Source organism: Amycolatopsis sp. cmx-4-61 (assembly GCF_046548775.1).
In the GTDB taxonomy this organism is placed as follows: Bacteria; Actinomycetota; Actinomycetes; order Mycobacteriales; family Pseudonocardiaceae; genus Amycolatopsis.
The window spans coordinates 101,048-127,435 of the sequence record NZ_JAEBEI010000010.1 but is presented as its reverse complement, the minus strand read 5'-3'; the positions used below and the strand labels follow the sequence as shown (position 1 = coordinate 127,435).

The 26,388-nt window shown below is 70.5% G+C and carries 25 protein-coding genes; 13 read left to right on the top strand and 12 right to left on the bottom strand.

Annotation, left to right across the window (positions count from 1 at the left end; all coding sequences use genetic code 11):
* Nucleotides 1–8 precede the first annotated feature (8 nt).
* Nucleotides 9–536, top strand: coding sequence for a GNAT family N-acetyltransferase (locus ACLJOU_RS26810; RefSeq protein ID WP_410570941.1), 528 nt, complete (start codon nucleotides 9–11; stop codon nucleotides 534–536).
* Between the two features lie 194 nt (nucleotides 537–730).
* Here the strand turns inward: ACLJOU_RS26810 and ACLJOU_RS26805 are convergent, their stop codons facing one another.
* The 4 genes from ACLJOU_RS26805 to ACLJOU_RS26790 all read right to left on the bottom strand — a co-directional run bounded on the left by ACLJOU_RS26805 (nucleotide 731) and on the right by ACLJOU_RS26790 (nucleotide 8,452).
* Nucleotides 731–2,560 carry a glycoside hydrolase family 6 protein gene (locus tag ACLJOU_RS26805; RefSeq protein WP_410570940.1) on the bottom strand — a complete coding sequence of 610 codons (1,830 nt, stop codon included), beginning with the start codon at nucleotides 2,558–2,560 and terminating at the stop codon, nucleotides 731–733.
* A gap of 34 nt (nucleotides 2,561–2,594) precedes the next feature.
* Nucleotides 2,595–4,115, bottom strand: coding sequence for a cellulase family glycosylhydrolase (locus ACLJOU_RS26800; protein WP_410570938.1), 1,521 nt, complete (start codon nucleotides 4,113–4,115; stop codon nucleotides 2,595–2,597).
* Between the two features lie 10 nt (nucleotides 4,116–4,125).
* Nucleotides 4,126–7,044 (bottom strand): glycoside hydrolase family 48 protein, encoded by a 2,919-nt coding sequence (locus ACLJOU_RS26795; protein WP_410570936.1) that lies wholly within the window; start codon nucleotides 7,042–7,044, stop codon nucleotides 4,126–4,128.
* 412 nt (nucleotides 7,045–7,456) lie between these two features.
* A complete protein-coding gene (locus ACLJOU_RS26790) occupies nucleotides 7,457–8,452 on the bottom strand; it encodes a LacI family DNA-binding transcriptional regulator (protein WP_410571138.1) in 996 nt (331 codons plus the stop codon).
* Nucleotides 8,453–8,702: 250 nt separating this feature from the next.
* Here ACLJOU_RS26790 and ACLJOU_RS26785 point away from each other — a divergent pair, with 250 nt between their 5' ends.
* The 6 genes from ACLJOU_RS26785 (at nucleotide 8,703) to ACLJOU_RS26760 (ending at nucleotide 15,606) form a co-directional block, all read left to right on the top strand.
* The gene (locus ACLJOU_RS26785) at nucleotides 8,703–10,010 is read left to right on the top strand and encodes an extracellular solute-binding protein (RefSeq protein WP_410570935.1); all 1,308 of its coding nucleotides are present in this window, start codon (nucleotides 8,703–8,705) and stop codon (nucleotides 10,008–10,010) included.
* Nucleotides 10,011–10,014: 4 nt separating this feature from the next.
* Nucleotides 10,015–11,004 (top strand): carbohydrate ABC transporter permease, encoded by a 990-nt coding sequence (locus tag ACLJOU_RS26780; protein ID WP_410570933.1) that lies wholly within the window; start codon nucleotides 10,015–10,017, stop codon nucleotides 11,002–11,004.
* Nucleotides 11,001–11,858 (top strand): carbohydrate ABC transporter permease, encoded by an 858-nt coding sequence (locus ACLJOU_RS26775; protein ID WP_410570931.1) that lies wholly within the window; start codon nucleotides 11,001–11,003, stop codon nucleotides 11,856–11,858. The genes ACLJOU_RS26780 and ACLJOU_RS26775 overlap by 4 nt, the downstream gene beginning before the upstream one ends.
* Before the next feature lie 2 nt (nucleotides 11,859–11,860).
* Nucleotides 11,861–13,282: a GH1 family beta-glucosidase gene (locus tag ACLJOU_RS26770; protein ID WP_410570930.1), complete on the top strand. Its 1,422-nt coding sequence runs from the start codon at nucleotides 11,861–11,863 to the stop codon at nucleotides 13,280–13,282.
* Between the two features lie 186 nt (nucleotides 13,283–13,468).
* Nucleotides 13,469–15,235 (top strand): IlvD/Edd family dehydratase, encoded by a 1,767-nt coding sequence (locus ACLJOU_RS26765; protein WP_410570928.1) that lies wholly within the window; start codon nucleotides 13,469–13,471, stop codon nucleotides 15,233–15,235.
* Between the two features lie 65 nt (nucleotides 15,236–15,300).
* Complete coding sequence (locus ACLJOU_RS26760; RefSeq protein ID WP_410570927.1) at nucleotides 15,301–15,606, top strand: DUF3040 domain-containing protein; 306 nt, start codon at nucleotides 15,301–15,303, stop codon at nucleotides 15,604–15,606.
* A 70-nt stretch (nucleotides 15,607–15,676) separates the two neighbouring features.
* Here ACLJOU_RS26760 and ACLJOU_RS26755 read toward each other — a convergent pair whose 3' ends face one another.
* Entirely contained in the window at nucleotides 15,677–16,093 is a 417-nt protein-coding gene (locus tag ACLJOU_RS26755) for a CBS domain-containing protein (protein ID WP_410570925.1), read from the bottom strand.
* 87 nt (nucleotides 16,094–16,180) lie between these two features.
* On the opposite strand from ACLJOU_RS26755, the gene ACLJOU_RS26750 reads away from it, so the two are divergent.
* The gene (locus ACLJOU_RS26750) at nucleotides 16,181–16,813 is read left to right on the top strand and encodes a UdgX family uracil-DNA binding protein (RefSeq protein WP_410570923.1); all 633 of its coding nucleotides are present in this window, start codon (nucleotides 16,181–16,183) and stop codon (nucleotides 16,811–16,813) included.
* Here ACLJOU_RS26750 and ligD (ACLJOU_RS26745) read toward each other — a convergent pair.
* From ligD (ACLJOU_RS26745) to ACLJOU_RS26730, 4 genes are read right to left on the bottom strand one after another with little or no spacing between them, the layout of a single operon-like run.
* Entirely contained in the window at nucleotides 16,806–17,669 is an 864-nt protein-coding gene (gene ligD / locus ACLJOU_RS26745) for a non-homologous end-joining DNA ligase (protein ID WP_410570921.1), read from the bottom strand. The genes ACLJOU_RS26750 and ligD (ACLJOU_RS26745) overlap by 8 nt on opposite strands.
* Nucleotides 17,666–18,610, bottom strand: coding sequence for a non-homologous end-joining DNA ligase (gene ligD / locus ACLJOU_RS26740; RefSeq protein WP_410570920.1), 945 nt, complete (start codon nucleotides 18,608–18,610; stop codon nucleotides 17,666–17,668). The genes ligD (ACLJOU_RS26745) and ligD (ACLJOU_RS26740) overlap by 4 nt, the downstream gene beginning before the upstream one ends.
* A complete protein-coding gene (locus ACLJOU_RS26735; RefSeq protein ID WP_410570918.1) occupies nucleotides 18,607–19,563 on the bottom strand; it encodes a Ku protein in 957 nt (318 codons plus the stop codon). The genes ligD (ACLJOU_RS26740) and ACLJOU_RS26735 overlap by 4 nt, the downstream gene beginning before the upstream one ends.
* A 15-nt stretch (nucleotides 19,564–19,578) precedes the next feature.
* On the bottom strand, nucleotides 19,579–19,776 hold the full coding sequence (locus ACLJOU_RS26730; RefSeq protein ID WP_410570917.1) for a hypothetical protein: 198 nt from the start codon (nucleotides 19,774–19,776) through the stop codon (nucleotides 19,579–19,581).
* A 177-nt stretch (nucleotides 19,777–19,953) separates the two neighbouring features.
* On the opposite strand from ACLJOU_RS26730, the gene ACLJOU_RS26725 reads away from it, so the two are divergent.
* Nucleotides 19,954–20,166, top strand: coding sequence for a hypothetical protein (locus ACLJOU_RS26725; RefSeq protein ID WP_410570916.1), 213 nt, complete (start codon nucleotides 19,954–19,956; stop codon nucleotides 20,164–20,166).
* A 22-nt stretch (nucleotides 20,167–20,188) separates the two neighbouring features.
* On the opposite strand, the gene ACLJOU_RS26720 is transcribed toward ACLJOU_RS26725, so the two are convergent.
* Entirely contained in the window at nucleotides 20,189–20,920 is a 732-nt protein-coding gene (locus tag ACLJOU_RS26720) for an ANTAR domain-containing response regulator (RefSeq protein WP_410570914.1), read from the bottom strand.
* A 292-nt stretch (nucleotides 20,921–21,212) separates the two neighbouring features.
* Between ACLJOU_RS26720 and ACLJOU_RS26715 the strand changes: the two genes are divergently transcribed.
* The gene (locus tag ACLJOU_RS26715; RefSeq protein WP_410570912.1) at nucleotides 21,213–21,578 is read left to right on the top strand and encodes an STAS domain-containing protein; all 366 of its coding nucleotides are present in this window, start codon (nucleotides 21,213–21,215) and stop codon (nucleotides 21,576–21,578) included.
* A 5-nt stretch (nucleotides 21,579–21,583) separates the two neighbouring features.
* Here the strand turns inward: ACLJOU_RS26715 and ACLJOU_RS26710 are convergent, their stop codons facing one another.
* Entirely contained in the window at nucleotides 21,584–22,549 is a 966-nt protein-coding gene (locus ACLJOU_RS26710) for a TIGR03557 family F420-dependent LLM class oxidoreductase (protein ID WP_410570910.1), read from the bottom strand.
* 119 nt (nucleotides 22,550–22,668) lie between these two features.
* On the opposite strand from ACLJOU_RS26710, the gene ACLJOU_RS26705 reads away from it, so the two are divergent.
* The 3 genes from ACLJOU_RS26705 to ACLJOU_RS26695 all read left to right on the top strand — a co-directional run bounded on the left by ACLJOU_RS26705 (nucleotide 22,669) and on the right by ACLJOU_RS26695 (nucleotide 24,304).
* Nucleotides 22,669–22,998 carry a plasmid stabilization protein gene (locus ACLJOU_RS26705; RefSeq protein WP_410570909.1) on the top strand — a complete coding sequence of 110 codons (330 nt, stop codon included), beginning with the start codon at nucleotides 22,669–22,671 and terminating at the stop codon, nucleotides 22,996–22,998.
* A gap of 68 nt (nucleotides 22,999–23,066) precedes the next feature.
* Nucleotides 23,067–23,516 (top strand): ATP-binding protein, encoded by a 450-nt coding sequence (locus ACLJOU_RS26700; protein ID WP_410570908.1) that lies wholly within the window; start codon nucleotides 23,067–23,069, stop codon nucleotides 23,514–23,516.
* A complete protein-coding gene (locus ACLJOU_RS26695) occupies nucleotides 23,513–24,304 on the top strand; it encodes a SigB/SigF/SigG family RNA polymerase sigma factor (RefSeq protein WP_410570907.1) in 792 nt (263 codons plus the stop codon). The genes ACLJOU_RS26700 and ACLJOU_RS26695 overlap by 4 nt, the downstream gene beginning before the upstream one ends.
* Before the next feature lie 557 nt (nucleotides 24,305–24,861).
* On the opposite strand, the gene ACLJOU_RS26690 is transcribed toward ACLJOU_RS26695, so the two are convergent.
* Nucleotides 24,862–26,379: a CHAD domain-containing protein gene (locus ACLJOU_RS26690; RefSeq protein ID WP_410570906.1), complete on the bottom strand. Its 1,518-nt coding sequence runs from the start codon at nucleotides 26,377–26,379 to the stop codon at nucleotides 24,862–24,864.
* Between the last annotated feature and the right edge of the window lie 9 nt (nucleotides 26,380–26,388).

Sequence of the window (26,388 nt, the reverse complement as noted above, 5' to 3'; positions counted from 1 at the left end):
TGACGGGCATGATCAGTCCTCTGCCCGAACCCTGGCGGCACCACACGGTCCGGCACCCCGGCCCGGACGACCACCTGCCCGTGCTGGCCGTCCTCGACCGCTGGTGGGGCGGTCTCGGCGGCGAAGCGGGCTCGCGCCAGCGGGCTCTGCTGCTGCCGAAGCTGATGTTCCAGCACTTCTGGCGCAGCAGCGTCCTGGTGACGTCCGACGAGCGGATCGTCGCGTTCCTGATCGGGTTCCTCTCGCCGTCGAGGCCGGCCGAGAGCTACATCCACTTCGTCGGCGTCGAGCCCGCCGAACGCGGCCGCGGGCTGGGTGCCGCGCTGTACGAGCGCTTCTTCGCCTACAGCGCCGCCCATGGGCGCTCGGTGGTCCGGGCGATCACGTCGCCGGAAAACAAGGGTTCGCACGCGTTCCACACCCGGATGGGGTTCGTCACCGAACCAGGGCCGAAGGAGGTCGGGGGGTTGCCGGTCCAGCCCGACTACGACGGGCCGGGCCTGGACCGGCTGAGCTTCCGCAAGGATCTCGGCTGACGCGCCCTCAGGCGCGCGCCGCGGGGTCCGGCCGGGGTTCCCGTGGACCTCGGCCGGACCCCGCGGTCCCTTCCGGCCGCCTCAGGCGGCGCGGGCGGGACCGCGGCGACCGGGCCCGGCGGGACGGGCCGCGGTCGCCGTGGTGGAGTCCGGGCCGGGCGGCGGCTGCGCGGCACCGCCCGGCCCGGGGCTTTCTACTGGATCGTCGGGTAGGCGTTCTGGACCAGCTGCTCGAACTGGGCCTCGAACCACTTGCCCGACAGCGGGGCGTCCGGCAGCGCGCCGGTCAGGTTGCCGCCGTTGGCCTGCTGGGTGCCGTGGAACGTCGGGTCGCACATCTGGTCGAAACCCTTGCCTTCGTCGTTCGGGATCTGCGAGCTCGCGCCGTCGGACTCACCCGGCGGCTTGATCCAGACGTAGGCGTCGAAGTGCGCCGCCGGGGACGCGGTGGGCCGCACGCCCAGTCCCGCCCCGCTCTGGTTGCACCAGTTGCCGCGGTGCAGCCGCCGGTCGACCCGGCCCGAGTTGACGTAGGCGTCCACAGTGGACCCGGAGGCCCCGCTGGGCCGGGCCGAGCCGCCCCAGCCGTTGCGCGAGGTGTCGACCAGCATGCCGATGCCGCTGGGCAGGCCGGCCGCCACGAACGCGTTGTACATCGCGGTGGCGAAGGGAACCTCCGCGAAGTACGGGTTGTACTGGTAGAACGTCGCCGACTTCAGCGGCTGCCCGCCGACGGTCAGGTTCGGGTCCGGCAGGTTGGGCTCGGTCAGCGGCGTGTAGTTGGCCGTGTCGCTGATGAAGCCGTCGACGCTGTTCACACCGGCCGTGGTGCCCTGCAGCGTCTGCTTGATCAGGTTGACGAACGGCTGGAAGTTGCTGTCCCAGCCCAGCCACGCCGAGTGCGCGATGTCCAGGTAGTTGTAGACGTTGGAGATCGCGTGCAGCTTGTTCAGCGCGTACTGGATGCCCTGCACGTACGCCCCGCTGGACTGCGCCTCGGCGCAGGTGGACATCGAGGTGTTCGTGATCAGGTTCGGCAGCGAGTCCGGTTCGACGACGGCGACGATCCGCAGCGGCGCGTACTTCGCGTCGGAGAGGATCGAGGCGATCGGGTCGATGTACTCGCTCTTGTACCGGGCCAGGCCGTTCTGCGCGACCTTCAGCTCGCCGTTGGACGCCAGCGCCGCGCAGTCGCGGTTGGGCAGGTCGTAGACGACGATCTGGATGGTCACCGGCGTGCCGCCGGCCGCCTGGGCCAGCGCCGCGTCGAGGTGCCCGCGCAGCCCGCGCGCGCTCGACGTGCCCTCGATCGCGGCGATCCGGTCCAGCCAGACCGCCGTCGAGGCGTTGGCCACCTTGGCCATCTGGGCGCCCAGCGTGCCGCCCTTCGCCGCGGCCGCCGCGCTGACCTCCGACGACCAGTCCGGGTTCACGTACCCCTTGGCACCGGCGTACGGGTTGTCCACGTGGGTCCCCGGCTGCGGGGTCGTGGTGACCGTCGTCGGGGTCGTCGTCGTGGTCGTGGGGGTCGTGGTCGTCGGTGTCGTGGTCGGGGTCGTGGTGGTCGTCGGCGTCGTCGTGGTGCCGCCCGGCGTGCCGTCGCAGTGCGCACCGTTCAGCGAGAACGACGTCGGGATGTCGTTCGTCCCCGAATACGAGCCGTTGAAGCCGAAGCTGGCCGTGGCGTTCGTGCCCAGCGACCCGCCCCACGACGGGTTCTTGGCGCTCACGTGCTGGCCGCTCTGGCTGAACGTGGCGCTCCAGCCCTGCTGCACCTTCTGGTTGCCGCCGAAGTCCCATTCGACGTTCCAGGACGAAACGGCGTCACCCAGGTTGGTCACGGCGATGTTGGCGGTGAAGCCGGTGTCCCACTGGTTGACCGTGTAGGTGACCTTGCAGCCGGTGGCGGCGCCCGCCGGACTGCCCCCGGCCACCAGCAATCCCGCGGTGACCGCGGCTGCCGTCACCGAGGACGCCACGGCGAACCGTGACTTCCTCTTCGCGGACCAGAATTCACTCCTCATCGAGTGCGCTCCTTAGTGTTCTTCGGTGGGTGGGTCAGGTGGTGCAGGCGGTCGCGCCGACGGCGAAGCCGCTCGGCGTGCCGGTCGAAGCGCCGGACGCCTGGATGCCGATCGACACCGAGGCACCGCCGGCGAGGTCGGGCGCCCAGGTCGGCGCCTTGGCGCTCGCCTGCTGCCCGGTCTGCGTGACCGTCGCGTTCCAGCCGCTCGTGATCTGCGTCCCGGACGGCACGGTCCAGCCGAGCGTCCAGTTCTTCAGCGCCGAGCTGCCGGTGTTCTTCAGCGTCACCGAGGCGGTGAAGCCGCCCGGCCAGCTGTTGTCGACGTGGTAGGTGACCGCGCAGCTCGCCGCGGGCGGCGGATCGGTCGTGCCGCCGCCCGAACCCACCGGCGGGATCAGGTACGGCTGCAGGATCGCCTGCTTGGTCTGGTTGACCGTGGTCCAGTCGTCGTTGAGGATGCCGCCGGTGTCCCCGGAGTTCGGGTTCCACGACCAGTACGTGAAGCTCATCCCGGTGGGCCCGGTGCCCGCGTACTTCATCAGTTCCTGCAGCCAGACCTTGTCGCGCGGGTCGGCGAGCGTGGAGCCGAACTCGCCGAGCAGCACCGGCGCGATGTTCTGCTTCTGCAGGTAGCCGAAGAAGTGGTCCCACAACGCCGGCAGGTTCGCCGGGAACGCCGGGTCGGAGAACCACGTCTGGGCGAACACCGAAGTCGCGTACTCGTGCGCCGAGTACACCAGCTTCTCCGGCTTGGACAGCCGCACCGGGAACTGCTTGGCCCCGGAGAGGTTGCCGCCCCACCAGCCGCATTGCGGGTCGCCGGTGCCGCTCACGCAGTCGACGCCCTCGACGATGATCAGCCAGTCCGGGTTGGCCGCGAGCACGGCGTTGCCGCCGCGTTCGGCGGCCAGGCGCCAGTCGGTCGCGGTGTCGCCGCAGCCCCAGCACGCTCCCCCGCCACCCTGGATCGAGTGGGGCTCGTTGTGCAGGTCGGCGCCGATCACCGTCGGGTTGCCCTTGTAGTGCTGGGCCAGCATCGTCCAGTCGGACAGCCACCGGCTTTCCGGGTAGGCGCTGGTGTACCAGAGCGGGGACTGCGCGCCGGAGTCCGGCCGGTGCTGGTCGAGGATCACGCGCATGCCCTTGACGCCGGCGTAGGCGATGATCTTGTCCAGCACCTGCAGGCCGGACAGGCCCTGCAGGTCCGGGTTCTGGACGGCGTCGATGCTGGTGGGTTTGACGCCGGGGTCGAACAGCTGGTTGGAGTACGGCAGCCGCAGCGTGTTGTAGCCGAGGCTCGCCATCTGGTCGAGCATGTCCTTGTAGTTGCGGCTCCACAGGCCGTGCGGCGAGTAGTTGCCGGTTTCGGCGCCGAACCAGTTGACGCCGGTCATCCGGACCGGTGCGCCGGTCGAGTCGACCAGCTGGGAACCGACGGCGTGCCAGAAGCCGGTGCCGGTTCCCGAAGCAGCGGGGGCCGCGGCGGCCGGGGACGCCGTGAGAACGGCGCCCCCGACCAGTGCGGCGACCACCAGTGAGAGCAGTCGCTTCATCGAGTGCCTTTCAGCCGAACAGGGCGACGTGCGCGGCGAACGCCGTGGCGATCTCCGACTGGGCCCAGAACCGGTGGTAGGTGAACGTCGGCGCGGCGCCGCCGTCCAGGTAGGCCTGGACCTTCGGCCACTGCGGGTCGCTCTTGTAGAAGGACCGGATCGACAGGAACGTGGAGTTCGCGTTGATCGGGTCGCCGTTGGGCATCGTGCCCGTCCAGCCCGGGGGCACGTACAGCCCCTGGTCCGTGGTGGCGTTGTAGGTGTCGTCGAACCGGTTGTAGTCCGTCCGGGTCTCCGGCACCGCGATGCCCTTGCTGTCCGCGTTCGCCGACAGCGCGTTGAGCAGCTGCTCCCCGACCGACTGGGCCTGGGCGTTGCTCGCCCCGGACGCGTAGTAGAGCAGCGTCTTGGCGAGCGAAGCCGCGACCCCGACGTCCTGGCTGTAGTTCTTCACCGAGACGTGCAGGCCGGTGTTGGCCCCCGGGCTGGTGGCGTTCCAGGTGTCCGGCGCGCCGCTCCAGGTCAGGTCGGACGGGATCTGGAAGCTTCCGCCGGCGCCGACCGTGGTGTTGGCGATGGCCCACGGAACCCACTTGTCGAGGATCTTCTTCGCCCGGGCGTCGCCGGTCGCCTGGTAGTACTCGGCGATCCGCTCCATGCCCCAGGTCTGGAAGCCGAACCACTGGTTGCTCGGCGGGTCGTGCCAGACCGGCTGGTAGTCGTAGTACATGCCGTAGAAGGTCGGCGTGCCCGCGGGCGGGGTGCCGTACTGGCCGTCCCAGCTGTTGGTCGCGCCGCCGGCGAGACCGCCTTCGGAGGACTGCAGCCACTGCAGGAACTCCATCTGGCGGCCGAGGCTGGTCGCCCAGTCGGTCGCACCGGTCGCCGAGGTGACCTTCAGGCCCGGGTCGGCCGACAACGCGTACGCGGCCAGGGGGTTCTGGTAACCCTGGTGCGCCGCACCGTCACCGATCCGCCACGCCCAGGCGCTGGACGAGTCCATCGAACCGCCCCAGGCGTAGTACCACGAGATGAGGTAGTGCTCGCTGTCCTTGCCGGTCCCGGCCGGGCAGCTCGACGCGCCGACGCAGTTGCCGATCTTCTTGAAGTACTTGTCGAACAGCGAGTACCGCAGGTAGTCGCCCATCTTCGACGCCTTCTTCAGCACGCCCGCGACATCGGCGCTCTTGCCCTGCGCCTGCGCCCACTTCTCGGCCTGGAAGGCCACCTGCACGACGCGGGCGTCCGCGTCGGGCGCGTCGGTGTACTTCCACTGCTTGGCGTAGGAGGAGTCACCGGTGAACAGGTCGAGGTACCCGTTCTTGCCGCCGAACTTCAGCACGTCGCAGCTCGGCTGGGTGATCGTCTCCCAGACCGATTCCTGCGAGCCGCGCTGGAAGGTGTTGATGAACGCCGGCGCGGTGTTGGTGCCGTCCTCGCAGTGGCCGAACTTGTAGATGTTGTCCACGTCGAGCAGCCAGTGCATGCCGTAGACGTCCGGCGAGCCGTAGGCCGCCTTCAGCTCGGCCGCGATCGGGTCGCTGCCGACGGGCACGCCGCTCTGCAGCGGCGACGGGTAGGACTTCGGGGTCGGGTACTCCGCGGCGTACGTCGCCGGCTTGCTGGCGTTGTAGCCGGAGTTGCCCGGCTGGTCCGCCGCCGACGGGATCGCGTACGTCTCGATCGAGGTCCACGCCTGGTTGAACGGGGCCCAGTCACCGGTCACCCGGCCGTAGGACGCCTCCAGCCAGAGGTAGTAGCTGAACGCCTCCGACGTCGTCTCGTGGCCGTAGTCCGGCGCCTCGACGATCAGCGTCTCGATCGAGTGGTAGGGCACCAGGATGTTGCCGAACTTGCGGAAGTAGCCGTTGTTCGGGTCCTTGATCTTGTTGTACTGCGTGAGGAACGCGAGCTGGTAGTCCGAAGTGGACGACGAGATCTCGTTGACCGTCACCGTGGCCGCGGTGTACCCGCTGCTGCCGGCGCTGAAGGTCGCGCTGCCCAGCGCTCCCCCGTTGTCGGCGCTGGTGACCGTGACGTTCTGCGGCACGTTCCAGTTCGCCGTGGTGAAGGTCAGGCTCGCCGGGCTCGCGGTCAGGTCCGTGCTGCCGGCCGTCCGCGCGACGGCGACGGTGACCGGCGCCGACGGGGCACCGGCGAGGGAGACGGCGAACGTCGTCGTCCCGCCCTGCTTCACCTGCGCGGTCGCCGGGCTCGCCACGATCGTCGGCCCGGAGAGGACCTTCACGCTCACCGGGCTGGACGTCGTCGACGCGCCCTTGTTGTCGTAGGCCTTCGCCGTGATCGAGTAGGTGCCGGCCGGGACGTTGCCCCAGTTGCCTTCGAACGGCGCGGCCGTGTCGGTGGCCAGCAGCGTGTCGCCGGCGTAGAACTCGACCTTGCTCACCGTGCCGTCGCTGTCGGCGGCGGTCGCGGCCAGCGGGATCGTCGCCGGGGCGTAGTACGTGCCGGTCGAGGACGGCGCGGTGAGGCTGACCGTGGGCGCCTTGTTCGCGCCGGTGCACGAGGTGCCGTTCACCGAGAAGTCGGTGGGCGGCCGGTTGGCCGAGCCCTTCGAGCCGTTGAACCCGAAGGACGTGCTCGCCCCGGTGTCGAGGTGGCCGTTGTAGGACAGGTTCGTCGCGGTGACCGCGGCGCCGGACTGGGCGAACGTGGCGCTCCAGCCCTGCTGGACCTTCTGGCCGTCGAGGAACGTCCAGCCGACCTTCCAGCTGTCGAGCGGAGCTCCGTCGTTGCGCAACGAGACGTTGGCGGTGAACCCGGTGTCCCAGTCGTTGGTGGTGTAGGTGACCGAACAGGCGATGTCGGCGCCGAGCGCCGGTGGTGGGGCGACCACCGCGCCCGTGACCGCCAGCACGGCCGAAGCCAGTGCCAGCGCACGGACGCGCTTTCGGGGAGAGGAACGCATGGCTGCGGAACTCCTTTGTCCGTAGGGAGCCAGCGATCTGGGAGCGCTTCCAGGCGCAGACGGTAGCCAGCCGGAAACCTGGATGTAAAGAATCGAGTCAGAAGGACACCGGCGGCGCGGATGTCACATCTGCGCTTCCGGCGAGCACCGGCGCACTGAACGCTCCTGAACAGCCGTAGCCGTTGGTCGGCCCGTCACTCGTTCGGCGCAGCGAAACGGTGACTCACCGTTTCGTGAAACGTTATTTAGCGCCAAACGTGTACACCTCAGGCGGGAGACTCCCCACTGACCGGGCAACACCGGCGGGCCGAGCACACGCGGAGTTCACCGAGGGGGCACCCCGGGACGCACCCGGGTGGCCGCCACGCGTGCGGCGGATCGACGGCACGCGTGTTCGGCCGGACACGACCGGTCAGCTCGAGGCGCGGACCGCCAGGGAGACCGGGAGGATGTGCTGGCGCGGCTTGAGGTTCTGGTCGTCGAGCAGCTGCATCAGCGTCTCGACCATGGCGTGGACCTGCTCGCGCGGGTCCTGGTGCACCGACGTCAGCGGCGGGTCCATGGCCGGGGCGAGGGTGACGTTGTCGTCGAAGCTGACCACCGCGACGTCCTCCGGGACGCGGCGGCCCGCGCCGCCGAGGGTGCGCAGCGCGCCCACCGCCATCATGTCGCTGGCGACGAACACCGCGTCGAGGTCCGGGTGCCGGGCCAGCAGCGCCGACATCGCGTTCGCGCCGCCCGAAAGGGTGAAGTCGCCCTCTTCGACCAGGTCGGCCGGGTCGAGCCCGGCGTCGAGGAGGGTCTTGCGCCAGCCGGCCAGGCGGTCGATCGGGGCACTCTGGTCCTGCGGGCCGGCGATCGTGGCGATCCGCCGCCGACCGGCCGCGACCAGGTGCTCGACCGCCAGCCGGGCGCCGCCTTCGTTGTCGAAGTCGACGACGTGCACGCCGCGGCGGATGCCGGCCGCCTGGCCGCCGAACACCACCGGGATGCGCAGCAGCCGCAGGGCCTTGGGCAGCGGGTCGGCCCGGTGCGGGGCGAACACGAGCGCGCCGTCGACGTGCCCGCCCTCGAGGAACCGGACCGTCCGGCTCAGGTCCTCGCGGATGTCGCTGAAGATGAGGACCATCTGGCGGCCGACGTCGGCGAGCTCCCGGTAGCCGGCCCGCATGACGGCGGCGCGGTACGGGTCGTCGAGCAGCCGGGACTCCGGCTCCGACAGCACCACCGCGATCGCGCCGGTGCGGCGCGTGACCAGCGAGCGCGCCGCCTGGTTGGGCGAATAGCCCAGGTCACGGGCCGCGGCGAGGACCTTCTCCCGCGCCGCCGCACTGACGTACGCGTCGTCGTTCAACGCGCGCGACGCCGTCGACCGCGACACGCCGGCGAACGCCGCGACGTCCTCCAGTGTCGGCCGTTCTTCATCGCCTGCTCGAGGCCCCACGGCACCGCCCTCGCTCACCCTCTGCAACTCTGACGGACTCAGCTTAACGTTCACGCCTTTGCGCGTCCGGGAGCGCTCCTCGCAGGAAACACTCCGGTTACGACCTCTTGACACCGGTGAACACCCCCAGCAGACTCTGCCACACCTGGGAGCGCTCCCAGATCGGCTCCCAGCAGTGAGAGCGCTCATTCCCGTCAACAAGGTGGTTGGACACGTGAGAACGATCCGGAACAGCCTGGTCCTGGCACTGGGCATCACGATGACGGCGCTCGGCGCCACGGCCTGCAACGGAGGAGGTGGCGACCAGCAGACCCCGGCCGCGGCGGCTCCGAACGAGCACGTCGACCTGACGCTGGCGACCTTCACCGAGTTCGGCTACGAGGCCCTCATCCCGGAGTACGAGCGACTGCACCCGAACATCAAGATCACCCACCGCAAGACCGGCCAGGGCGGGCCCTACCACCAGGAGCTCACGACCAAGCTGGCCGCCGGTTCGGGTCTCGCCGACGTGACGGCGCTGGAAGAGGGCCACCTGTCCGACTTCCTCGACAAGGGTTCGAAGTTCAACGACCTGAGCAAGATCGGGCCGGCCGACGCCTCCCCCGACCGCTGGCTGCCGTGGAAGTACGACGCCGCCAAGACCAAGGACGGCAAGGTCATCGGCTACGGCACCGACATCGGTCCGCTCGCCATGTGCTACCGCAAGGACCTGTTCAAGGCCGCCGGCCTGCCGGATGACCCCGAGGCCGTCAAGCCGCTGTTCGCCACCTGGGACAGCTACTTCCAGGCCGGCGCGGACTACGTGAAGAAGACCGGCGGCAAGGCCTGGTTCGACTCGGCCGCGCAGAACTTCAACGCCATGGTCAACCAGCTGCCCGAGGGCTACATCAACACCGACGACAAGCTCGCCGTCGACACCAACCAGGGCATCAAGGACGCCTGGACCAAGGTCACCGACGCGGTCGCCAAGGGCGAGTCCGCCAAGCTGACGGCGTTCAGCCCCGAGTGGAACACCGGCTTCAAGCAGGGCGCGTTCGCCACGAAGGTGTGCCCGTCCTGGATGCTCGGCGTGATCAAGGAGCAGGCGGGCCCGGACAACGCGAACAAGTGGGCCGTCACCGCGGCCTTCCCCGGCGGCGGCGGCAACTGGGGCGGCTCGTACCTCACCGTGCCGACGCAGTCCAAGCACCCGAAGGAAGCCGCCGAGCTGGCCGCGTGGCTGACCGCGCCGGAGCAGCAGATCAAGGCGTTCCAGGCCAAGGGCAACTTCCCCAGCCAGGTGAAGGCGCTGTCCGACCCCGCCCTGCTGAGCCAGACCGACGCCTACTTCGGCAACGCCAAGATCGGTGAGCTGTTCGCCGAGCAGGCCAAGAAGGTGCAGAAGCCGCAGTACAAGGGCCCCGGCGACGGCCAGATCCAGGAGAACGCGTCGAGCCCGGCCCTGCAGGCGGTCGAGCAGGGCAAGTCGGCCGCGGACGGCTGGAACCAGATGGTCGAAGCCGCGAAGAAGATCACGCGCTGAACCGATGACCGTCCTCGACAAGGTCGCGCCAGAAGGGAGTAAGGCCGGGGAGCGGGTGTCTCCCCGGCCCACCTTCCGTCACCGGTTGAGCCGGTGGGACGTCAAGGTGTCGCCCTACCTGTACGTCGCGCCGTTCTTCATCGTGTTCGGGATCGTCGGCCTGTTCCCGCTGCTCTACACCGCCTACGTTTCGCTGTTCAAGTGGAAGGCCGGGGGCGACGACCCGGACTTCATCGGCCTGGACAACTACAAGGACCTGTTCGCCGACAGCCAGTTCTGGAACGCGCTGGTCAACACGATCAGCATCTTCCTGCTCTCCAGCATCCCGCAGCTCGTCATCGCGGTGCTGCTGGCCGCCCTGCTCGGCGCCCGCCTGCGCGGGGCGACCGGCTGGCGCGTCGGCATCCTGCTCCCGTACGCGGCCAGCCTGGTCTCGATCGGGATCATCTTCGCCAACCTGTTCGGCTCCAAGTACGGGCTGATCAACGGCGTGCTGCAGACGCTCGGGCTGGACCCGATCGACTGGCAGGCCAACCGGTTCGCCAGCCACGTCGCGATCGCGATCATGGTGAACTGGCGCTGGACCGGCTACAACGCCCTGATCGTGCTGGCGGCCATGCAGGCCATCCCGAAGGAACTGCACGAGGCGGCGCTGATCGACGGCGCGGGCCTGTGGCGCCGGTTCTTCAACGTCACGCTGCCCCTGCTGAAGCCGACGCTGGTCTTCGTCACCATCACCTCGACGATCGGCGGCCTGCAGATCTTCACCGAGCCCAAGCTGTTCGACGCCATGCCGGGGTCGAACAACGGCGGCTCGACCAACCAGTTCCAGACCGTGACGCTGTACCTGTACCAGATGGCGTTCGAGAACTCGAGCCTCGGGTACGCCTCGGCGATCGCCTGGGTGCTGTTCCTGGTCATCGTGCTCATCGCGCTGGTGAACTTCTTCCTCACCGGCCGGCTCGCCCGTACCCCGGCGGTGAAGAAGAAATGACAACACTCCAGACCGGGCTGCGCAAGAGCGTCGCCACCCTCGGCAGGCCGCGCAAGGCGACCTACGTCGTGCTGGCGATCTTCGTGCTCGGCTCGCTGTTCCCGTTCTACTGGTCGTTCCTCGTGGCCAGCCGCGACAACGGGATGCTCACCGAGCGCGTCCCGCCGTTCCTGCCCGGCGGGAACTTCTTCGCGAACGCCTCCCGGGTGTTCGACAGCGTGCCGTTCTGGAAGGCGCTGGCCAACAGCGTCATCGTGTCCGGGACGGTCACGCTGACCACGGTGCTGTTCTCGTCGCTGGCCGGCTTCGCCTTCGCCAAGCTGCGGTTCCGCGGGCGGAACGGGTTGTTCGTGTTCATCGTCGTCACGCTGGCCGTGCCGACCCAGCTCGGCATCATCCCGCTGTTCATCGCGATGTCCGAGCTGGGCTGGGCGGGGCACCTGCAGGCGGTGATCGTGCCCAACCTGGTCACCGCCTTCGGCGTGTTCTGGATGCGCCAGTACACAGTGGACGCTCTGCCGTACGAGCTCATCGAGGCCGCGCGCGTCGACGGCTGCAGCATGATCCGGATCTTCTGGAACGTCTGCATGCCCGCGGTGCGCCCGGCCGCGGCGATCCTCGCGATGTTCACGTTCATGATGTCGTGGAACGACTTCCTGTGGCCGCTCGTCGTGCTGGACGCCGGCAACCCCACCGTCCAGGTGGCCCTGGAGAAGCTGCAGAGCGGCTACTACGTCGACTATTCGCTCGTCCTGGCCGGCACGACCCTGGCCACCATTCCCATCCTCATCGTCTTCGTCCTCCTCGGCCGCCAGATCGTGGCCGGGATCATGCAAGGTGCCGTGAAAGGGTGAACATGTCCGTACATCCCGACAGTGTTCGGGCCGAGAACGTCCGGGCGGAGACCGCGTTGATGTTCCCGCCCGGCTTCGTCTGGGGGGCCGCCACCGCGGCCTTCCAGGTGGAAGGGGCCACGACGGCCGACGGACGCACCGACTCGGTCTGGGACGTCTTCGCCCGCCGCCCGGGGGCGGTCCGGGGCGGCGACAACGGCGAGCCGGCGGCCGACCACTACCGGCGGTACTCCGAAGACGTCGGGCTGATGCGCCGGCTCGGCCTCGGTGCCTACCGCTTCTCGCTGGCCTGGCCGCGAGTGCGGCCGGACGGCGGCGAAGCGAACACCGCGGGGCTCGCCTTCTACGACCGGCTGGTCGACTGCCTGCTCGAGTCCGGGATCCAGCCGTGGGCGACGCTGTACCACTGGGACCTGCCGCAGGCCCTGGAGGAGAAGGGCGGCTGGACGAACCGGGACACCGCCTACCGCTTCGCCGAGTACGCCGAAAGCGTGCTGGAGCGGCTGGGCGACCGCGTCGCGAGCTGGTCGACGCTCAACGAGCCGTGGTGCGCCGCGATGCTCGGCTACGCGGGCGGCATCCACGCGCCCGGCCGGACCGACCACCCGGCCGCCGTCGCCGCCACGCACCACCTGCTGCTGGGCCACGGCCTGGCGATGGACGTCATCCGGCGGCACGCCGGGGACACCCCGGCCGGCATCACGCTGAACCTGTACCCGGTCGCCCCGCACGACCCGGCGAACGTCGCCGACGTCGCCGCGGCCCGGCGGATCGACGGCCTGCAGAACCGGTTGTTCCTCGACCCGGTGCTGCGCGGCGGGTACCCCGACGACCTGGTCGCGGACCTCGAGCCGTTCGGGCTCGGCGACGTGGTCCGCGACGAGGACGCCGCGGTCATCGCCGCGCACGTCGACTGGCTGGGCGTGAACTACTACCGCGACTACCGGGTCGCGGGCCGCCCGGTGCCGGGCAGCGAGCCGGCGGGCCCGGAGTGGGTCGGCGCGGCCGACGTGCACTTCGTCCCGGACCCGGCGGCCCCCCGGACCGACTCGGGCTGGGAGGTCCAGCCGGCCGGGCTCACCGAGTCCCTGCTGCAGGTGCACCGCGGCTACCGGCCGGTGCCGCTGTACATCACGGAGAACGGCGCGGCCTACCCGGACGTCGTCAGCGACGGCGGTGACATCGTCGACACCGACCGCGTGGCGTTCCTCGACTCCCACCTGCGGGCGTGCCACGACGCCCTCCAGGCGGGCGTCGACCTGCGCGGGTACTTCTACTGGTCGCTGCTGGACAACTTCGAGTGGGCCGAGGGGTACGCGAAGCGGTTCGGCCTGGTCCACGTCGACTACGCGACCCAGCGGCGCACGCCCAAGCAGAGTGCGCACTGGTACTCCCGGGTGATCGGCCTCAACGGCCTCGGCTGAGGGGGAGGGTTCGTGGCGGGCACCGGCGCGGGTGCCCGCCACGAACGACCCGAGCGCCCCAAGGCGGCCTTGGGTGCGTCCCACGCACCGAAGGCCGCCTTGGGTGCGTCTCGCGCACCGAAGGCCACATTGGGGCGCTCGAGCCGGGGCGTGCATTCCCGGCAGCGCGTTGTCAGACTGGCCGGTATGGGACTGCGCAGCGAAGCTTGGTTCGACAACCCCGCCGACCCCGGGATGACCGCGCTCTACCTCGAGCGGTACCTGAACTGGGGCCTGACCCGGGAAGAGCTCCAGTCCGGCAAACCGGTCATCGGCATCGCGCAGACCGGCTCCGACCTCACCCCCTGCAACCGCCACCACCTGCAGCTGGCCGACCGGACGCGGGAGGGTATCCGCGAGGCGGGCGGGATCGCCATCGAGTTCCCGGTCCACCCGATCCAGGAGACCGGCAAGCGCCCGACCGCGGCGCTGGACCGCAACCTCGCCTACCTCGGCCTGGTGGAGACGCTCTACGGCTACCCGATCGACGGCGTCGTGCTCACCACCGGCTGCGACAAGACCACCCCGGCGTGCCTGATGGCCGCCGCGACCGTCGACATCCCCGCCATCGTGCTTTCGGGCGGCCCGATGCTCAACGGCTGGTTCAACGGCGAGCGCACCGGGTCCGGCACCATCGTCTGGAAGGCGCGGGAGCTGCTCGCCGCCGGCGAGATCGACGCCGCCGGGTTCATGGAGCTCGTCGCCTCCTCCGCGCCGTCGCCCGGGCACTGCAACACGATGGGCACGGCGTCCACCATGAACGCGCTCGCCGAGGCCCTCGGGATGAGCCTGCCCGGCTGCGCGGCCATCCCGGCACCGCACCGCGACCGCGCCCGGATGGCCTACCGGACCGGGCTGCGGATCGTCGAGATGGTCCGCGAGGACCTCAAGCCCTCGGACATCCTGACGCGGGAAGCGTTCGAGAACGCCATCGTGGTGAGCTCCGCGATCGGCGGCTCGACCAACGCCCCCATCCACCTCGGCGCGATCGCCCGGCACATCGGCGTCGACCTGCCCCTGGACGACTGGCAGCGGCTCGGTCACGGCGTCCCGCTCCTGGTCGACCTGCAGCCCGCGGGCAAGTACCTCGGCGAGGAGTTCCACCGCGCCGGCGGCGTCCCGGCCGTGGTGCACGAGCTGATGCGGCACGGGCTGATCCACGAGGACGCGCCCACGGTCAACGGCCGCACCCTGGGCGACAACTGCCGCGACGCCGAGGCGGGCGACCGGGACGTCATCCGCACCTTCGACACGGCCCTCACCCCCGATGCCGGGTTCCTGGTGCTCAAGGGCAACCTCTTCGACGCCGCCATCATGAAGTCGAGCGTGATCTCGCCGGAGTTCCGGCGGCGGTACCTGGCCGGGGGCGTCTACGAAGGCACCGCGGTCGTGTTCGACGGCCCGGAGGACTACCACGCCCGCATCGACGACCCGGCCCTCGGCGTCGACGAGCACTCGCTGCTGGTGATGCGCGGCACCGGCCCGCTCGGCTACCCGGGTTCGGCGGAGGTGGTCAACATGCGCCCGCCCGCGGAGCTGATCAAGCGGGGCGTGCACGAGCTGCCCTGCCTCGGCGACGGCCGCCAGTCGGGCACCTCCGGCTCGCCGTCGATCCTGAACGCCTCCCCCGAGGCCGCGGCGGGCGGTGGCCTCGCCGTGCTGCGCACCGGGGACCGGGTCCGGATCGACCTGGGGGCCGGCACCGCGGACGTGCTCGTCTCCGACGACGAACTCGCGCGGCGCCACCGGGAACTGGCCGACGCCGGCGGGTACCCGGTCCCCGAGTCGCAGACGCCGTGGCAGGAGATCCAGCGGTCGCTGACCGACCAGCTGTGCGACGGCATGGTGCTGCGCCCGGCCGTGGCGTACCAGCGGATCGCCGCGACCAAGGGGATCCCCCGCGACAACCACTGAGTTTCTCGCTTCGGAAGCCGGGAAAACGGGTATCCAGTCCGATAGCCGAGGCGAGGAGGCCCCCCATGCTCCCGGATCGTGAACGCCACGCCCTGCGCGAAATCGAGGCGGAGCTGCAAGCGAGCGATCCCGCGTTCGCCGCCGCCTTCAGCGGCCGCAGGCTGCGTGCGCCCAGGCGGTGGAACCTGCTGCTGGTGCTCTGCGACATCACCGCGGTGGTGATGCTGGTCGTCGGGCTGTTCGCCCGTGACGCCGCGCTGGTGCTCTGGGGCACCGTCAGCGCGGGCGCGCTGGTGGCCTGGCACATCGCCCGCGCCGAGTCCCTCCACGAATCCACTGAGGACGGTGCCACCCCCGCCGGCTCGCGCTGAACCCCCTCCGACGCACCACGGCCGCTCCCGGAACTCGCGCCGGGAGCGGCCGTGGTCGGTCGAGGGTCACTCAGTCGTAGGAGAGCGCCTCGACCAGCTCGCCGGCGGTCGGGTTCGACAGCGCCCGGGCCACGTCGGCCTGGGCGACGATCCCGACGAGGTCGTGTCCGTCGATCACCGGCAGCCGGCGGACGCGGTGCTCGGACATCGTGCGCAGGATCTCCTGGGCGTCGTCGTCGGCGCCGATGGTCACGACCTCGCCCTGGGCGAGCTCGCCGACGTGGACCGCGCGCGCGTCCTTGCCTTCGGCCAGCACCTTCACCACGATGTCGCGGTCGGTGAGCATGCCCTTCAGCCGGTTGTCCTCGCCGCAGATCGGCAGGGCGCCGACACCCTTCTGCGCCATCGTGACCGCGGCGTCGTGCACGGTGTCCGACTCGCGGGCGCAGGTCGCGTCCGACGTCATGATGTCGCGTGCGGTGGTCATCGTGAACTCCTTTCTCCGGTCCCTTGTCTTCCGGCTACCCGGGTGCGGCGGGTTTACCCGCGGCCCGGCCGGGGAATTTCGGCGCACATGCCGGATCCCCGCGGTGCCGAGCCACCGGACACCACCGACCTGGAACGCCTGCGGTCGGCGGCGTCGGGCTGCCACGGATGTCACCTGTACCAGGACGCCACGCAGACCGTCTTCGGCGAAGGCGCGGCCGGGGCGAAGGTCCTCGTCGTCGGCGAGCAGCCGGGTGACAAGGAGGACCTCGCCGGCGAACCGTTCGTCGGGCCCGCCGGCAAGCTGCTGGACCGCGCCTTCACCGAGGCCGGCTTCGACCGGCGGTCGATGTACGTGACCAACGCCGTCAAGCACTTCAAGTTCAAGCGCGACGAACGCGGCAAGCGCCGGATCCACCAGAAGCCGGGCCGCACCGAGGTGGTCGCGTGCCGCCCGTGGCTGCTGGCCGAGCTGCGCGCGGTCCGCCCGGACCTGGTGCTGCTGCTGGGCGCGACGGCCGCGCAGTCGTTGCTGGGCCCGAAGTTCCGGCTGACCGCCCACCGCGGGGAGCCGGTGGAGGCGCCGGCGGACGTGGCCGAACTGGTGCCCTCGGCGGTGGCCACCGTCCACCCGTCGGCCGTGCTGCGGGCACCCGACCGCGACGAAGCCTACGCGGCTTTCGTCGCCGATCTGAAGGCCGCGGGCAAGCTCCTCAGGTGAGCCGCTTCAAAGCCGCTTCCGCCGAAGCGGCGTGCTCGTCCAGGTTCCGCCAGGGGTCTTCCTTGCGCGCCAGCCGCCGCTTCTCCTTCGCCAGTGACCAGCCGTCCGGATCGGCGCCGCCCAGCTCCCGCCAGTCCAGCGGGGTGGCCGCCGCCGCACCCGGGCGGGCGCGCAGCGAGTAGGGGGCGACGAACGTCTGCGCGTACCCGTTGCGGTTGGCGTCCAGGAAGATGCGGTCGCCGCGCTTGTCCTTGCGCTGGGCCGTGGTCAGCCGATCGGGGTCGTCCGCCGCGACGCGGTCGGCGAGCACGCGGGACAGCTCCAGCACGGTCTCGGTGTCCGACTTCGCGTCCAGTGGCGCGAGCACGTGGAAGCCGCGGCCGCCGGTCGCCTGGACGAACGCCGTCAGGCCGGCGTCCTCGCAGTGGGCGCGGATGCGGCGGGCCACCGCGCGCAGCCGGCCCACCGGGGTGCCGTCCGGGGGGTCGAGGTCGAGCACCAGCCGGTCCGGGCGCTCCGGCGCGTCCACAGTGGACAGCCAGACGTGGAACTCCACGGTCCCCTGGTTCGCCAGGTACTCCAGGGTTTCGGCGTCCTCGCACACCGCGTACTCGTCCGTGCCGCCGCCGCGCCGGGGCACGCGCTCGACGCGGATCGAGTCCGGGAAGTGCTCCCCCGGGTGCTTCTGGAACCAGCCCGGCTTCCCGATGCCGTCGGGGTACCGCCGCAGGGTCAGCGGGCGGCCGCGCAGGTGCGGCAGCATGACGTCGGCGACGGCGCGGTAGTACTCGACGACGTCGCCCTTGGTCAGCCCGTCCTCGGGGTAGAACACCTTGTCCGGGTGGGAAGTCTTCACGCGTGCTCCCGTACGACGTCCGCGGCCTGCTTGTCCTCGCGCAGCCCGGCGAACCGCGGGTGCCGCAGCCGCCTGTCCCGCGTCCACTCGGAGAAGCCGATCTGCGCCACCAGTTCGGGGCGCACCCAGTGCGCCCCGGGTTCCTTGACCGGCCCCTCGAACGGCGACCGCTCCGTCTCCCGCTCCCGCAGCTGCGCGTGCAGGGACGTCAGCAGCCCCTCGTCGAAGCCCGTGCCGACCTTGCCGGCGTACCGGAAGGCGCCGTCTTCGTGGTAGCCGAGCAGCAGCGCGCCGAAGCCGTGGCGCGCGCCCTGGGGGTCGGTGAAGCCGCCGATGACGAACTCCTGGCCCTGCGCGCACTTGAACTTCAGCCAGTCGGGTGACCGGCCGTGGTGGTAGGGCGCGTCCGCCCGTTTCGCGATGATGCCTTCCCAGCCGCGCCGGCAGGCCTCCGCGTAGAACTTCTCGCCCTCGGTGTTGCGGTGCGCCGACAACCGCAGTGGGTCCGCGAAGTCGAACGCGTCCCGCAGCAGCGCCTTCCGCTGCCGCAGCGGCAGCCCGGTCGTGTCCTGGTCGTCGAAGTAGAGCAGGTCGAACAGGTAGTAGTAGACGCGCACACCGGTCGCCCGGGCGCGCTCCGGGTCGCTGACGTGGATCCGCGGCTGCAGGGCGGCAAAGCTGGTGTTCGCCCCGTCGAACGCGACGATCTCGCCGTCGGCGACGAACCGCTCGCCGCCCCGGTCGGCGAGCGCCTCGACGATCTCCGGGTAGGCGTTGTCCATCACCTTGTGGTTGCGCGAGTAGAGCGTCGGCGTCCCGGAATCGCGCACGCAGAGCGCGCGGACGCCGTCCAGCTTCCGTTCGAAGAGCCAGCCCGCGTCGGAGAACCGGCGGTCGGTGAGCGTCGCCAGGGTCGGCTCGCGCCAGCCGGGGCCGGTCACGACGCCTTCAGCGCCTTCTCCAGCTGGGCACGCGTCATCTTCGACCGGCCCTTCACGCCCTGTTCGCGGGCCAGCTTGTCGAGGTCGGCCTTGGTCAGCTCGCCCAGGTCGGCCTGCTGCTTCTTCGGCTTCTTCCCCTTCACCGGCTTCTTCGCCGGCTCTTTGCCGCCGCCGCTCTTGCGGTTCTTCACGCTGCGCGACAGCGCCTCGAACAGGTCGACGACGTCGGCCGAGGGCTCGGGCTCCTCCTCGTGGGTGATCTCCTTGCCGGCTTCCTTGGCCTTGATCAGCTCTTCGACGCGCTCGGCGTATTCGTCGCGGTAGTCCTCGGGTTTCCACGGCGCGGTCATCTCGTCGACCAGCGCGAGCGCCATGTCGAGCTCCTTCGGCCGCGGCTTCGGCAGCTGCGGGAGCTTGCCCATGACGTCCTTCGGCTTCCGCAGGTCGGCGACGAAGTGCAGCGTGTTGAGCACCATGACGTCTTCCCCGGCGCGGACGGCGGCGAGGTACTCCTTGCCGCGCAGCACGAACTTCGCGACCCCGGCCTTTTCGCTGCGGTCCATCGCCTGCAGCAGCAGGCCGTAGGCCTTCGCGAAGTCCTCCTTCGCCGGCTTGAGCCAGTACGTCTTGTCGAAGAACCACGGATCGATCTCGTCGAGCTCGACGAACTGCTCGATGTCGATCCGGCGGGACCGCTCGGGCGCGATCTCGTCCAGTTCGTCCGGTTCGACGAGCACGTGGTCACCGCCGCCGACGTCGTAGCCCTTGACGATCTCGTCCTGGGTGACCTCCTCGCCGGTCCGCTCGTTGACGCGGCGGTTGCGGATCCGGTCCGACGTCCCCCGCTCGAACTGGTGGAAGTGGATCGTGTGGTCCGCCACCGCCGGGTACAGCTCCACCGGCACGGTGACCAGCCCCAGGCTCAGCGCGCCGCTCCACACCGGTCGGGCCATGTCGTCCTCCCCGTCTCAGGCGACGTCGCTGCTGCGGAGCCCGCTCCGGTGCAGCCCCAGCATGTCGAGCAGCCGGGCGCAGTCTTCGGGGTCCTTGGCCCGCGCGGCCACGGCCAACGCGGCCTTGCGCCGCGTGCGCTCCTGGTCCGGCGAATTCCCGCCGTCGGCGAGGAGGTCCGCCACCGGTCGCAGGTCGTTCCGCTTGTCTCGCATGTTCGCTCCCCTCCGGCAATCCGTTCGCGGGCGGGTTACCCAGGATCACCGCAGGCGACACAGGTGTCACCGAAGGAAGCACAGAAGGCGAGGCCGACTAGGCCGAACGAGTGAATTCGTCCGGCTCGGACGCCGAACACGGCAAGGTGGTGAGACCCACGTCACACAGGAGGCCGGATGGGCACCCAGCTCCGCATCAGCCGCGAGGACGGCTCCCTGCCCTGCGAGGTCTGCGGCTTCCCGACGATGCACGTGGCCCAGGTCGTCGCCGACGACGGCACCGTGCTCGGCCGCACCCTGGTCTGCACGACGTGCCAGCGCGGCAAGCAGCGCCCGGATCCGGCGCCGGTGGCGTCCGAGGCACCCCCGGACGAGGTCCCGGCGGGCTAGAGGCTCCGGCGCGGGGGCCGGCTCACGCGGTCGTCGTCGCGACCGCCGCCACGAACTCGGCCGCCACCTCGTGGAGTTTCCGGTTGCCGTCCTGGGAGCGCTTCACCAGCCGCTGGAACGCCTCTTCCGCGGTGATCCGGTGCGCGGCCATCAGGATGCCCTTGGCCTGGTCGATCACCGCCCGGGTCTCCAGGGCGCGGTTGAGCTGGTCGACCAGTTCGCGCGCCGCGAAGTACCGCCGCGCGCTGCGCAGCCCGATCACCACGGTCGCGGTGTACAGCTCGAGGATCTTGGTGCCCAGCTCGCTGAACCCGTGTTGGCCGAACCCGAAGAGGTTGACCGCACCGGACATGTCGTCGTCCACGGTCAGCGGCGCGGCGAGGAAGCTGGCCACGCCCAGCTGTTCGGCCGCCGTGACGAACTGGGGCCACAGGTCCCCGACCGCGCCGACGCCGACGCGGACCGGCTGGCCCGTCTCGGCGGCACGCAGGCACGGCCCGTCCCCGATCCGGTACTGCTCGCGGTCGAAGTTCACGGCCCGCTGGTCGGTGCTGGCCACGGTCTCCGGCACCCCGTCGCGCACCAGGGTGATGCTGGCCATGTCGGCCCCGGGTACGACCTGCACGACGTGGTCGCACACCGCCTGGAGCATCTGGCCCAGGTCGAGCTCGCCGTCCAGCATCGCGGTCAGCGACTCCATCGCGAGCGTGACTTCGTCCAGCCGCGCGGTGAGCTGCTCGTGGCCGCCCGTCATCCTGGTGACGCCCCTCTTTCTTCAACAGGGCGCTCTGAACCAGGGAGGACCCGGGCGCGCGCCACTAGTGGGCCGCTAGCGCTTTAACGGGTCCAGCGCGAGATTACTGCATCCCCGTCCGCCCGGGCACGAGCGGTCACCACCGCGGCGTGCCGCACGCCCGTTCGGAGCAACGGCGGTTGCGGGCCGCGGGCGCAGGGTTAGTGTCGGTGGCACGGTTCAACCAGCAGCCGCTCCACTCCCCCGAGCGCGGCGCCGCGGCCGCGCCGCACCAGGACGGTGGCGAACCGGCATGAACCTTCCCCGAGCCCGGCACCCCAACCTCCGGCTGCGCACGGCGTGGCCCGCTCCGCACGCGGTCGTGGTGACCGTGCGCGGCGAGCTCGACAGCGCGACGGCGGGCGACCTCGCCGCGCTGCTGTCCGACCGGCTGTGGGCGAGGCCGGAGCAACTGGCCGTCGACCTTTCCGAAGTGGACTTCCTCGGCGTGGCCGGGATCCGGGCGCTGCTGCACGCGGCGCTGCAGGCGGGGCCGGGTGGCACCTCGTTCCTCGTGGTCACCGGGTCCAACCCGGTGGTCCGGCGGGCCCTGCGGGTGACGGGGGCGGACCAGCGGCTGGCGCTGGCCGATCGCCGCCCCGCCCCCGCACCGGCGTGACCGCGCTAGCCGCGCAGCGCCGGGAGCAGTTCCTTCTCGGCGAAGTCGAGGAACCCGTCCTGCTGGTCACCGCCGATCTGGACCAGCGCGACGTCGGTGAACCCCGCCTTCTCGAACTCCTGCACCGCCTCGGCGATCGGCTCGACGTCGGGCCCGCACGGGATCGAGCCGGCGACGTCGTCCTCGCGGACGAACTGGGTCGCCCCGGCGAACCCGGCCGGCCCCGGCAGCTCGGCGTTGACCTTCCAGCCGCCGGCGAACCACCGGAACTGCTCGTGCGCGCGCTGCACCGCGGCGTCCCGGTCGGTGCCCCACGACACCGGCAGCTGCCCGACCTTGCGGCTCGGCGCGCCGCCGAGCTTCGTCGCGTCCCATTCCTGGGAAAGCTCCGCCTTCGGCTCGACGGCGATCATCACGTCGGCGACCGGCGCGAACCGCCGGACCGACTGCGAACCGGACACCGCGACGCCGATCGGCACCCGCCTCTCCGGCAGGTCCCACAGCTTCGCCGAGTCGACGCGGAAGTGCTTGCCGTCGTAGTCGAAGTAGCCGCCGTCGAAGAGGCCGCCGATGATCTGCACGGCCTCGGCGAGCATCTCGTGCCGGACGTTGGCCGGCGGCCAGCCGCGGCCGATGACGTGCTCGTTGAGGTTTTCGCCCGCCCCGAGGCCGAGGGTGAACCGGCCTCCGGAGAGCGCCTGCACGGTCGCGGCCTTCTGGGCCACCACCGCCGGGTGGTACCGCATGGTCGGGCAGGTCACGTAGGTCATCAGCTCCGCCCGCTCGGTCACCTGCGTGACCGCGCCGAGCACGGCCCAGGCGTAGGGCGCGTGCCCCTGTTCGTCCAGCCAGGGCGAGTAGTGGTCGCTCATGACCTCGAAGTCGAAGCCGGCCCGTTCCGCACCGGCGGCGAACCGGACCAGGTCGCCCGGGCCCGCCTGCTCGGTCATCAGGGTGTAGCCGATTCGCATCGGCGCCTCCTCTCGGTCGACTCTCCGCTTACCCTCGCGCGGCGGCGGGTAACCACCACGACCGGGATGTTTGCGCCGTGATCAAGCGGGTACCCGACCCGTGATACGAAGGGAGCGGCATGCCTCAGTCGTGGAGCGGCAAGCGCGAACGCCAGTACGAGCACGTCAAGGACTCGGCCGAGGACCGCGGAGCGAGCACGAAACGGGCCAAGGAGATCGCGGCCCGCACGGTGAACAAGAACCGCGCGCAGTCGGGTGAGTCCCGGCAGGCGAGCAAGACGTCGCTGAAGGACAAGTCGCCGCAGCAGCGCGGCGGCGAGCGGTCGGGCAACCGCAAGGGCCCGGGCGGCCCGACGAAGGAGCAGCTGTACAACGAAGCGAAGAAGAAGAACATCGACGGGCGTTCCAAGATGACCAAGAAGGAACTCGAACGGGCGCTGGGCCGTTGACCGTTCCCGAAACCCCCGACCACGAAGTGTCCGTGTCAGCATTACACTGGATGGGTAGTACCTCCCGCATGGAAGAAACTCGAAGCGACAGCTCGTTCGGCGCCAAGCCGACCGTCGACGAGCTGCTCGACGAACTCGTCGAGCTGCGGCTCCCCGCGATGGCGGAGCAGATCCCGCTGGTCCGGATGCTCACGCACGGCGTGGTCTCGCGCGCCGACTTCGGCTTGGACGCGATCGCCGACGCCAAGATGGCGGTCGACGAGGCGTGCGCGCAGCTCGTCCAGCTGGCCGAGCTCGGCTCGCAGCTGCAGTGCCGCTTCCGCCTGGCCCCCGACGGCCTGCACGTCATCGTTTCGACCCGGTCGACCGACCCCCGGCCGCCGAGCGACCGCACGTTCGGCTGGCACGTCCTGACCACCCTGAGCCGCTCGGTGACGGCCCACTGCGACACGCTGCCCGGCGGGGGTGCGGGCATCGTCACGATCGAGCTGGTGCTCAACCCGGGAACGAGCGCGTGAGCAGCGAGCGCAAAACCCTCCTCCACCGCCCGGACGAATATGCCCACTGCGAACCGCTGTTCGCGGAACTGGGCGAGCTCGAGCCCGGCAACCCGCGGCGCGACGTCGTCCGGAGCAAACTGGTCACGGAGCTGCTCCCCCTGGCCGAGCACATCGCCACCCGCTTCTCCGGCCGCGGCGAGCCCCGCGAGGACCTGGTCCAGGTCGCGCGCATCGGCTTGATCAACGCGGTCGACCGCTTCGACCCGGCCCGCGGCCACGACTTCCTGTCCTTCGCGGTGCCGACGATCATGGGCGAGGTCCGCCGCCACTTCCGCGACACCGGCTGGTCCGTGCGGGTCCCCCGCCGCCTCAAGGAGCTCCACCTGTCGCTCAGCCAGGGTTCGGCGGTGCTGTCCCAGAGGCTGGGCCGAGCCCCGACGCCGACGGAGCTGGCGGAGCACCTGAGCCTGGACGTCGACGAGGTCCGCGAGGGCCTGCTGGCGGGCAACGCGTACCAGGCCCTTTCGGTCGACAAGCCGGTCCACGACGACGCGGAGGCGTTGTCACTGGCGGACACCATGGGGGAACCGGACCACGAGATGGCCATGGTGGAGAACCACGAGGCCCTCCAGCCCCTGCTGCAGGAACTGCCCAAGCGAGAGCGCGCAATCCTGGTGATGCGCTTCTTCGGCGGCTTGACCCAGACCCAGATCGCCGACCGGGTCGGCATCTCCCAGATGCACGTATCCCGCCTGCTGTCCCAGACACTGGAGCAGCTGCGCGGAAAGCTCACAGGCGAAGGCTGAGCGACCCCACAAGCGCCCCAATGCGGCCTTGGTTGCGTCTGACGCACCGAAGGCCGCCTTGGGCCGCTCGCCGCGAGCAATCTCGCCAAGGCGAGTTCGACCGCGACATTTCGCCAAGGCGAGTTCGACCGCAACATTTCGAGAACGCGAGCTCGACCGCGAGATTCCGAAAACGCGAGCTCGACCGCGACATTTTGAGAACGCGAGCTCGACCGCGAGATTCCGAAAACGCGAGCTCGACCGCGACATTTTGAGAACGCGAGTTCGACCGCGAGATTCCGAAAACGCGGGTAAGCAACCCACCTCAAGACCCCACCCACGCCTCGGCCGCACCCCCCTGCCGACCCGATACGCAGCCGCATCAGCGGCCGACAGGCTGTGTCAAGGCACGCTTTCCCGCCTTGACACAGCCTGTCGGCCGTTGAACAATCCGGCGTTCGGGCCGGCGGGAAGCCCCCGGCAGAGCCAAATCCGGCAGAGCTGAACCGTCAGAACCAAACCCCGGCAGAGCTAAATCCGGCAGAGCTAAAGTCCGCCAGGGCAAAACCGACCCAAGCTCACCCAAGGAACCCAGGCCGACCCCCCTTCCGCAACCTACCCCACTCCTTCCGGAACCGCCCCCGCAATTCCCCGGCCCGCGCACTCTCCCGCCCGTACAACAACCCGAACGAAAAAGTGTTCTGCCCCTCCCCGTGCCCGGCAATGGCCAGGTGACGCAGCACCTCCCGCCCGACAACGGTGTCCTGATGCTCCCCCAGCGTCTCCTGCACGACCTTGACGTTCTCCCGCCATTGACGCAGTTTTTTGCCGTACACCGGCTTCACCGTGTCAGCCGCATACCGAGCCTGCTTCGCCTTCTTGCGGACCCCGTGCAGAGCCGTCTCCAGCTGATCCCCCGCGAGCCCCCGGCTCGCCGCCTCGGCCCGGCCCAGTTTCCGCGCCACCTTCCGCAGCGGCTTCCGCAGCCCCGCCTTCGCGGGCTTCCGCGCCTGAGCCGTCAGCGGCGGGTCCTCCAGCAGCGTGTCCAGCCCGCGCAGCAGTTCGAGGTACCGCTTCCCGGTCAACGTCGCGAGCACCCGGGTCCGCCCCTCCTCGGCCTCCCGGGCGAACTGCCGGGTGAGGAACTGCCGCAGCGGCCCGAACACGAGCTCCGACGGCACGTCGTCGAGCTGCTCCCGCAGCCGCTCCTCGGTGACCTCGGTGTCCCTGGCCGGCGACAGCTGACGGCCGAGCCACTGCAGTTCGGCGAGCAGAGGCGCGGTCTCCTTCTTGTCGACGATGGACCCGAAGGTGCGAAGCGTGCTCCGCAGCTTGCGAATCGCGACCCGCATCTGGTGCACCGAATCGTCGACGTCCAGCCGCACCCCGACGTCCGCCCCGCGCAACCGGCCGTAGTGCTCGTGCAAGGCCGTCAGCACGACGTCCCCCGCCGACGGCTTCTTGGCCGCTCGCGGCGGTGCCGGGACCCGGTCGCCGATCAGGCGGCGCAGCTTCGACGGCCACGGGGACGCCGACGCACCGGCCTCGGTCAACGCCCGGTCGAACTTCGGAAGCAGCTTGGGGTCGGCCGAGGGATCCAGCTCGAGTTCCAGCTCCCGCCACTCGTCGAGCCGCGCGGTCTCGCCGCCGGCCTCCCCGGTCACGTGGTCGTCCGTCAGCACCGCGATGGTGCGGCCGCCGGCGTCGGCCAGCCGGTGGGCGAAGCGGTCGGTGCGCAGGTGCGCGATCGGGACCAGCTTCTCCCCCAGCGTGTACGCCCGCACCAGGCGCCGGAGCCGGCCGGGCACCTTGTGGGCGTCCCCGCCCAGCGGCCACTGCAGCTCCTGCCGCTCGTCGGCCGACACCGGCAGCTTCAGGTGCCAGCCGGCGTCGGGCCCGCCGACGCGCCGCCGCAGAGTGATGCCGCTGCGGGCCAGCCGGAACGTTTCGGTGTCGTAGTAGGACGCGTCGAGGACGTGCTCCACCGGGTCGTCCTGCGTCTCGACGCCGCCGATGCCGACCAGCCGGGGTACGCCGCTGCCCGCGACGATCTCGTACTTGCGTTCGCGCTCGGTCACCGAAGTCGGCGCTGCCATGATTCGTCC

What these genes read in the sequence shown, in the direction of transcription:
- ACLJOU_RS26755 (WP_410570925.1), bottom strand. Translation starts at nt 16,093, where the DNA reads ATGACCACCGCACGCGACATCATGACGTCGGACGCGACCTGCGCCCGC.
- ACLJOU_RS26760 (WP_410570927.1), top strand. Translation starts at nt 15,301, where the DNA reads ATGCTCCCGGATCGTGAACGCCACGCCCTGCGCGAAATCGAGGCGGAG.
- ACLJOU_RS26800 (WP_410570938.1), bottom strand. Translation starts at nt 4,115, where the DNA reads ATGAAGCGACTGCTCTCACTGGTGGTCGCCGCACTGGTCGGGGGCGCC.
- ACLJOU_RS26725 (WP_410570916.1), top strand. Translation starts at nt 19,954, where the DNA reads ATGGGCACCCAGCTCCGCATCAGCCGCGAGGACGGCTCCCTGCCCTGC.
- ACLJOU_RS26735 (WP_410570918.1), bottom strand. Translation starts at nt 19,563, where the DNA reads ATGGCCCGACCGGTGTGGAGCGGCGCGCTGAGCCTGGGGCTGGTCACC.
- ACLJOU_RS26810 (WP_410570941.1), top strand. Translation starts at nt 9, where the DNA reads ATGATCAGTCCTCTGCCCGAACCCTGGCGGCACCACACGGTCCGGCAC.
- ACLJOU_RS26710 (WP_410570910.1), bottom strand. Translation starts at nt 22,549, where the DNA reads ATGCGAATCGGCTACACCCTGATGACCGAGCAGGCGGGCCCGGGCGAC.
- ACLJOU_RS26805 (WP_410570940.1), bottom strand. Translation starts at nt 2,560, where the DNA reads ATGAGGAGTGAATTCTGGTCCGCGAAGAGGAAGTCACGGTTCGCCGTG.
- ACLJOU_RS26730 (WP_410570917.1), bottom strand. Translation starts at nt 19,776, where the DNA reads ATGCGAGACAAGCGGAACGACCTGCGACCGGTGGCGGACCTCCTCGCC.
- ACLJOU_RS26715 (WP_410570912.1), top strand. Translation starts at nt 21,213, where the DNA reads ATGAACCTTCCCCGAGCCCGGCACCCCAACCTCCGGCTGCGCACGGCG.
- ACLJOU_RS26750 (WP_410570923.1), top strand. Translation starts at nt 16,181, where the DNA reads ATGCCGGATCCCCGCGGTGCCGAGCCACCGGACACCACCGACCTGGAA.
- ACLJOU_RS26765 (WP_410570928.1), top strand. Translation starts at nt 13,469, where the DNA reads ATGGGACTGCGCAGCGAAGCTTGGTTCGACAACCCCGCCGACCCCGGG.
- ACLJOU_RS26705 (WP_410570909.1), top strand. Translation starts at nt 22,669, where the DNA reads ATGCCTCAGTCGTGGAGCGGCAAGCGCGAACGCCAGTACGAGCACGTC.
- ACLJOU_RS26775 (WP_410570931.1), top strand. Translation starts at nt 11,001, where the DNA reads ATGACAACACTCCAGACCGGGCTGCGCAAGAGCGTCGCCACCCTCGGC.
- ACLJOU_RS26690 (WP_410570906.1), bottom strand. Translation starts at nt 26,379, where the DNA reads ATGGCAGCGCCGACTTCGGTGACCGAGCGCGAACGCAAGTACGAGATC.
- ACLJOU_RS26795 (WP_410570936.1), bottom strand. Translation starts at nt 7,044, where the DNA reads ATGCGTTCCTCTCCCCGAAAGCGCGTCCGTGCGCTGGCACTGGCTTCG.
- ACLJOU_RS26720 (WP_410570914.1), bottom strand. Translation starts at nt 20,920, where the DNA reads ATGACGGGCGGCCACGAGCAGCTCACCGCGCGGCTGGACGAAGTCACG.
- ACLJOU_RS26770 (WP_410570930.1), top strand. Translation starts at nt 11,861, where the DNA reads ATGTCCGTACATCCCGACAGTGTTCGGGCCGAGAACGTCCGGGCGGAG.
- ACLJOU_RS26780 (WP_410570933.1), top strand. Translation starts at nt 10,015, where the DNA reads ATGACCGTCCTCGACAAGGTCGCGCCAGAAGGGAGTAAGGCCGGGGAG.
- ACLJOU_RS26700 (WP_410570908.1), top strand. Translation starts at nt 23,067, where the DNA reads ATGGAAGAAACTCGAAGCGACAGCTCGTTCGGCGCCAAGCCGACCGTC.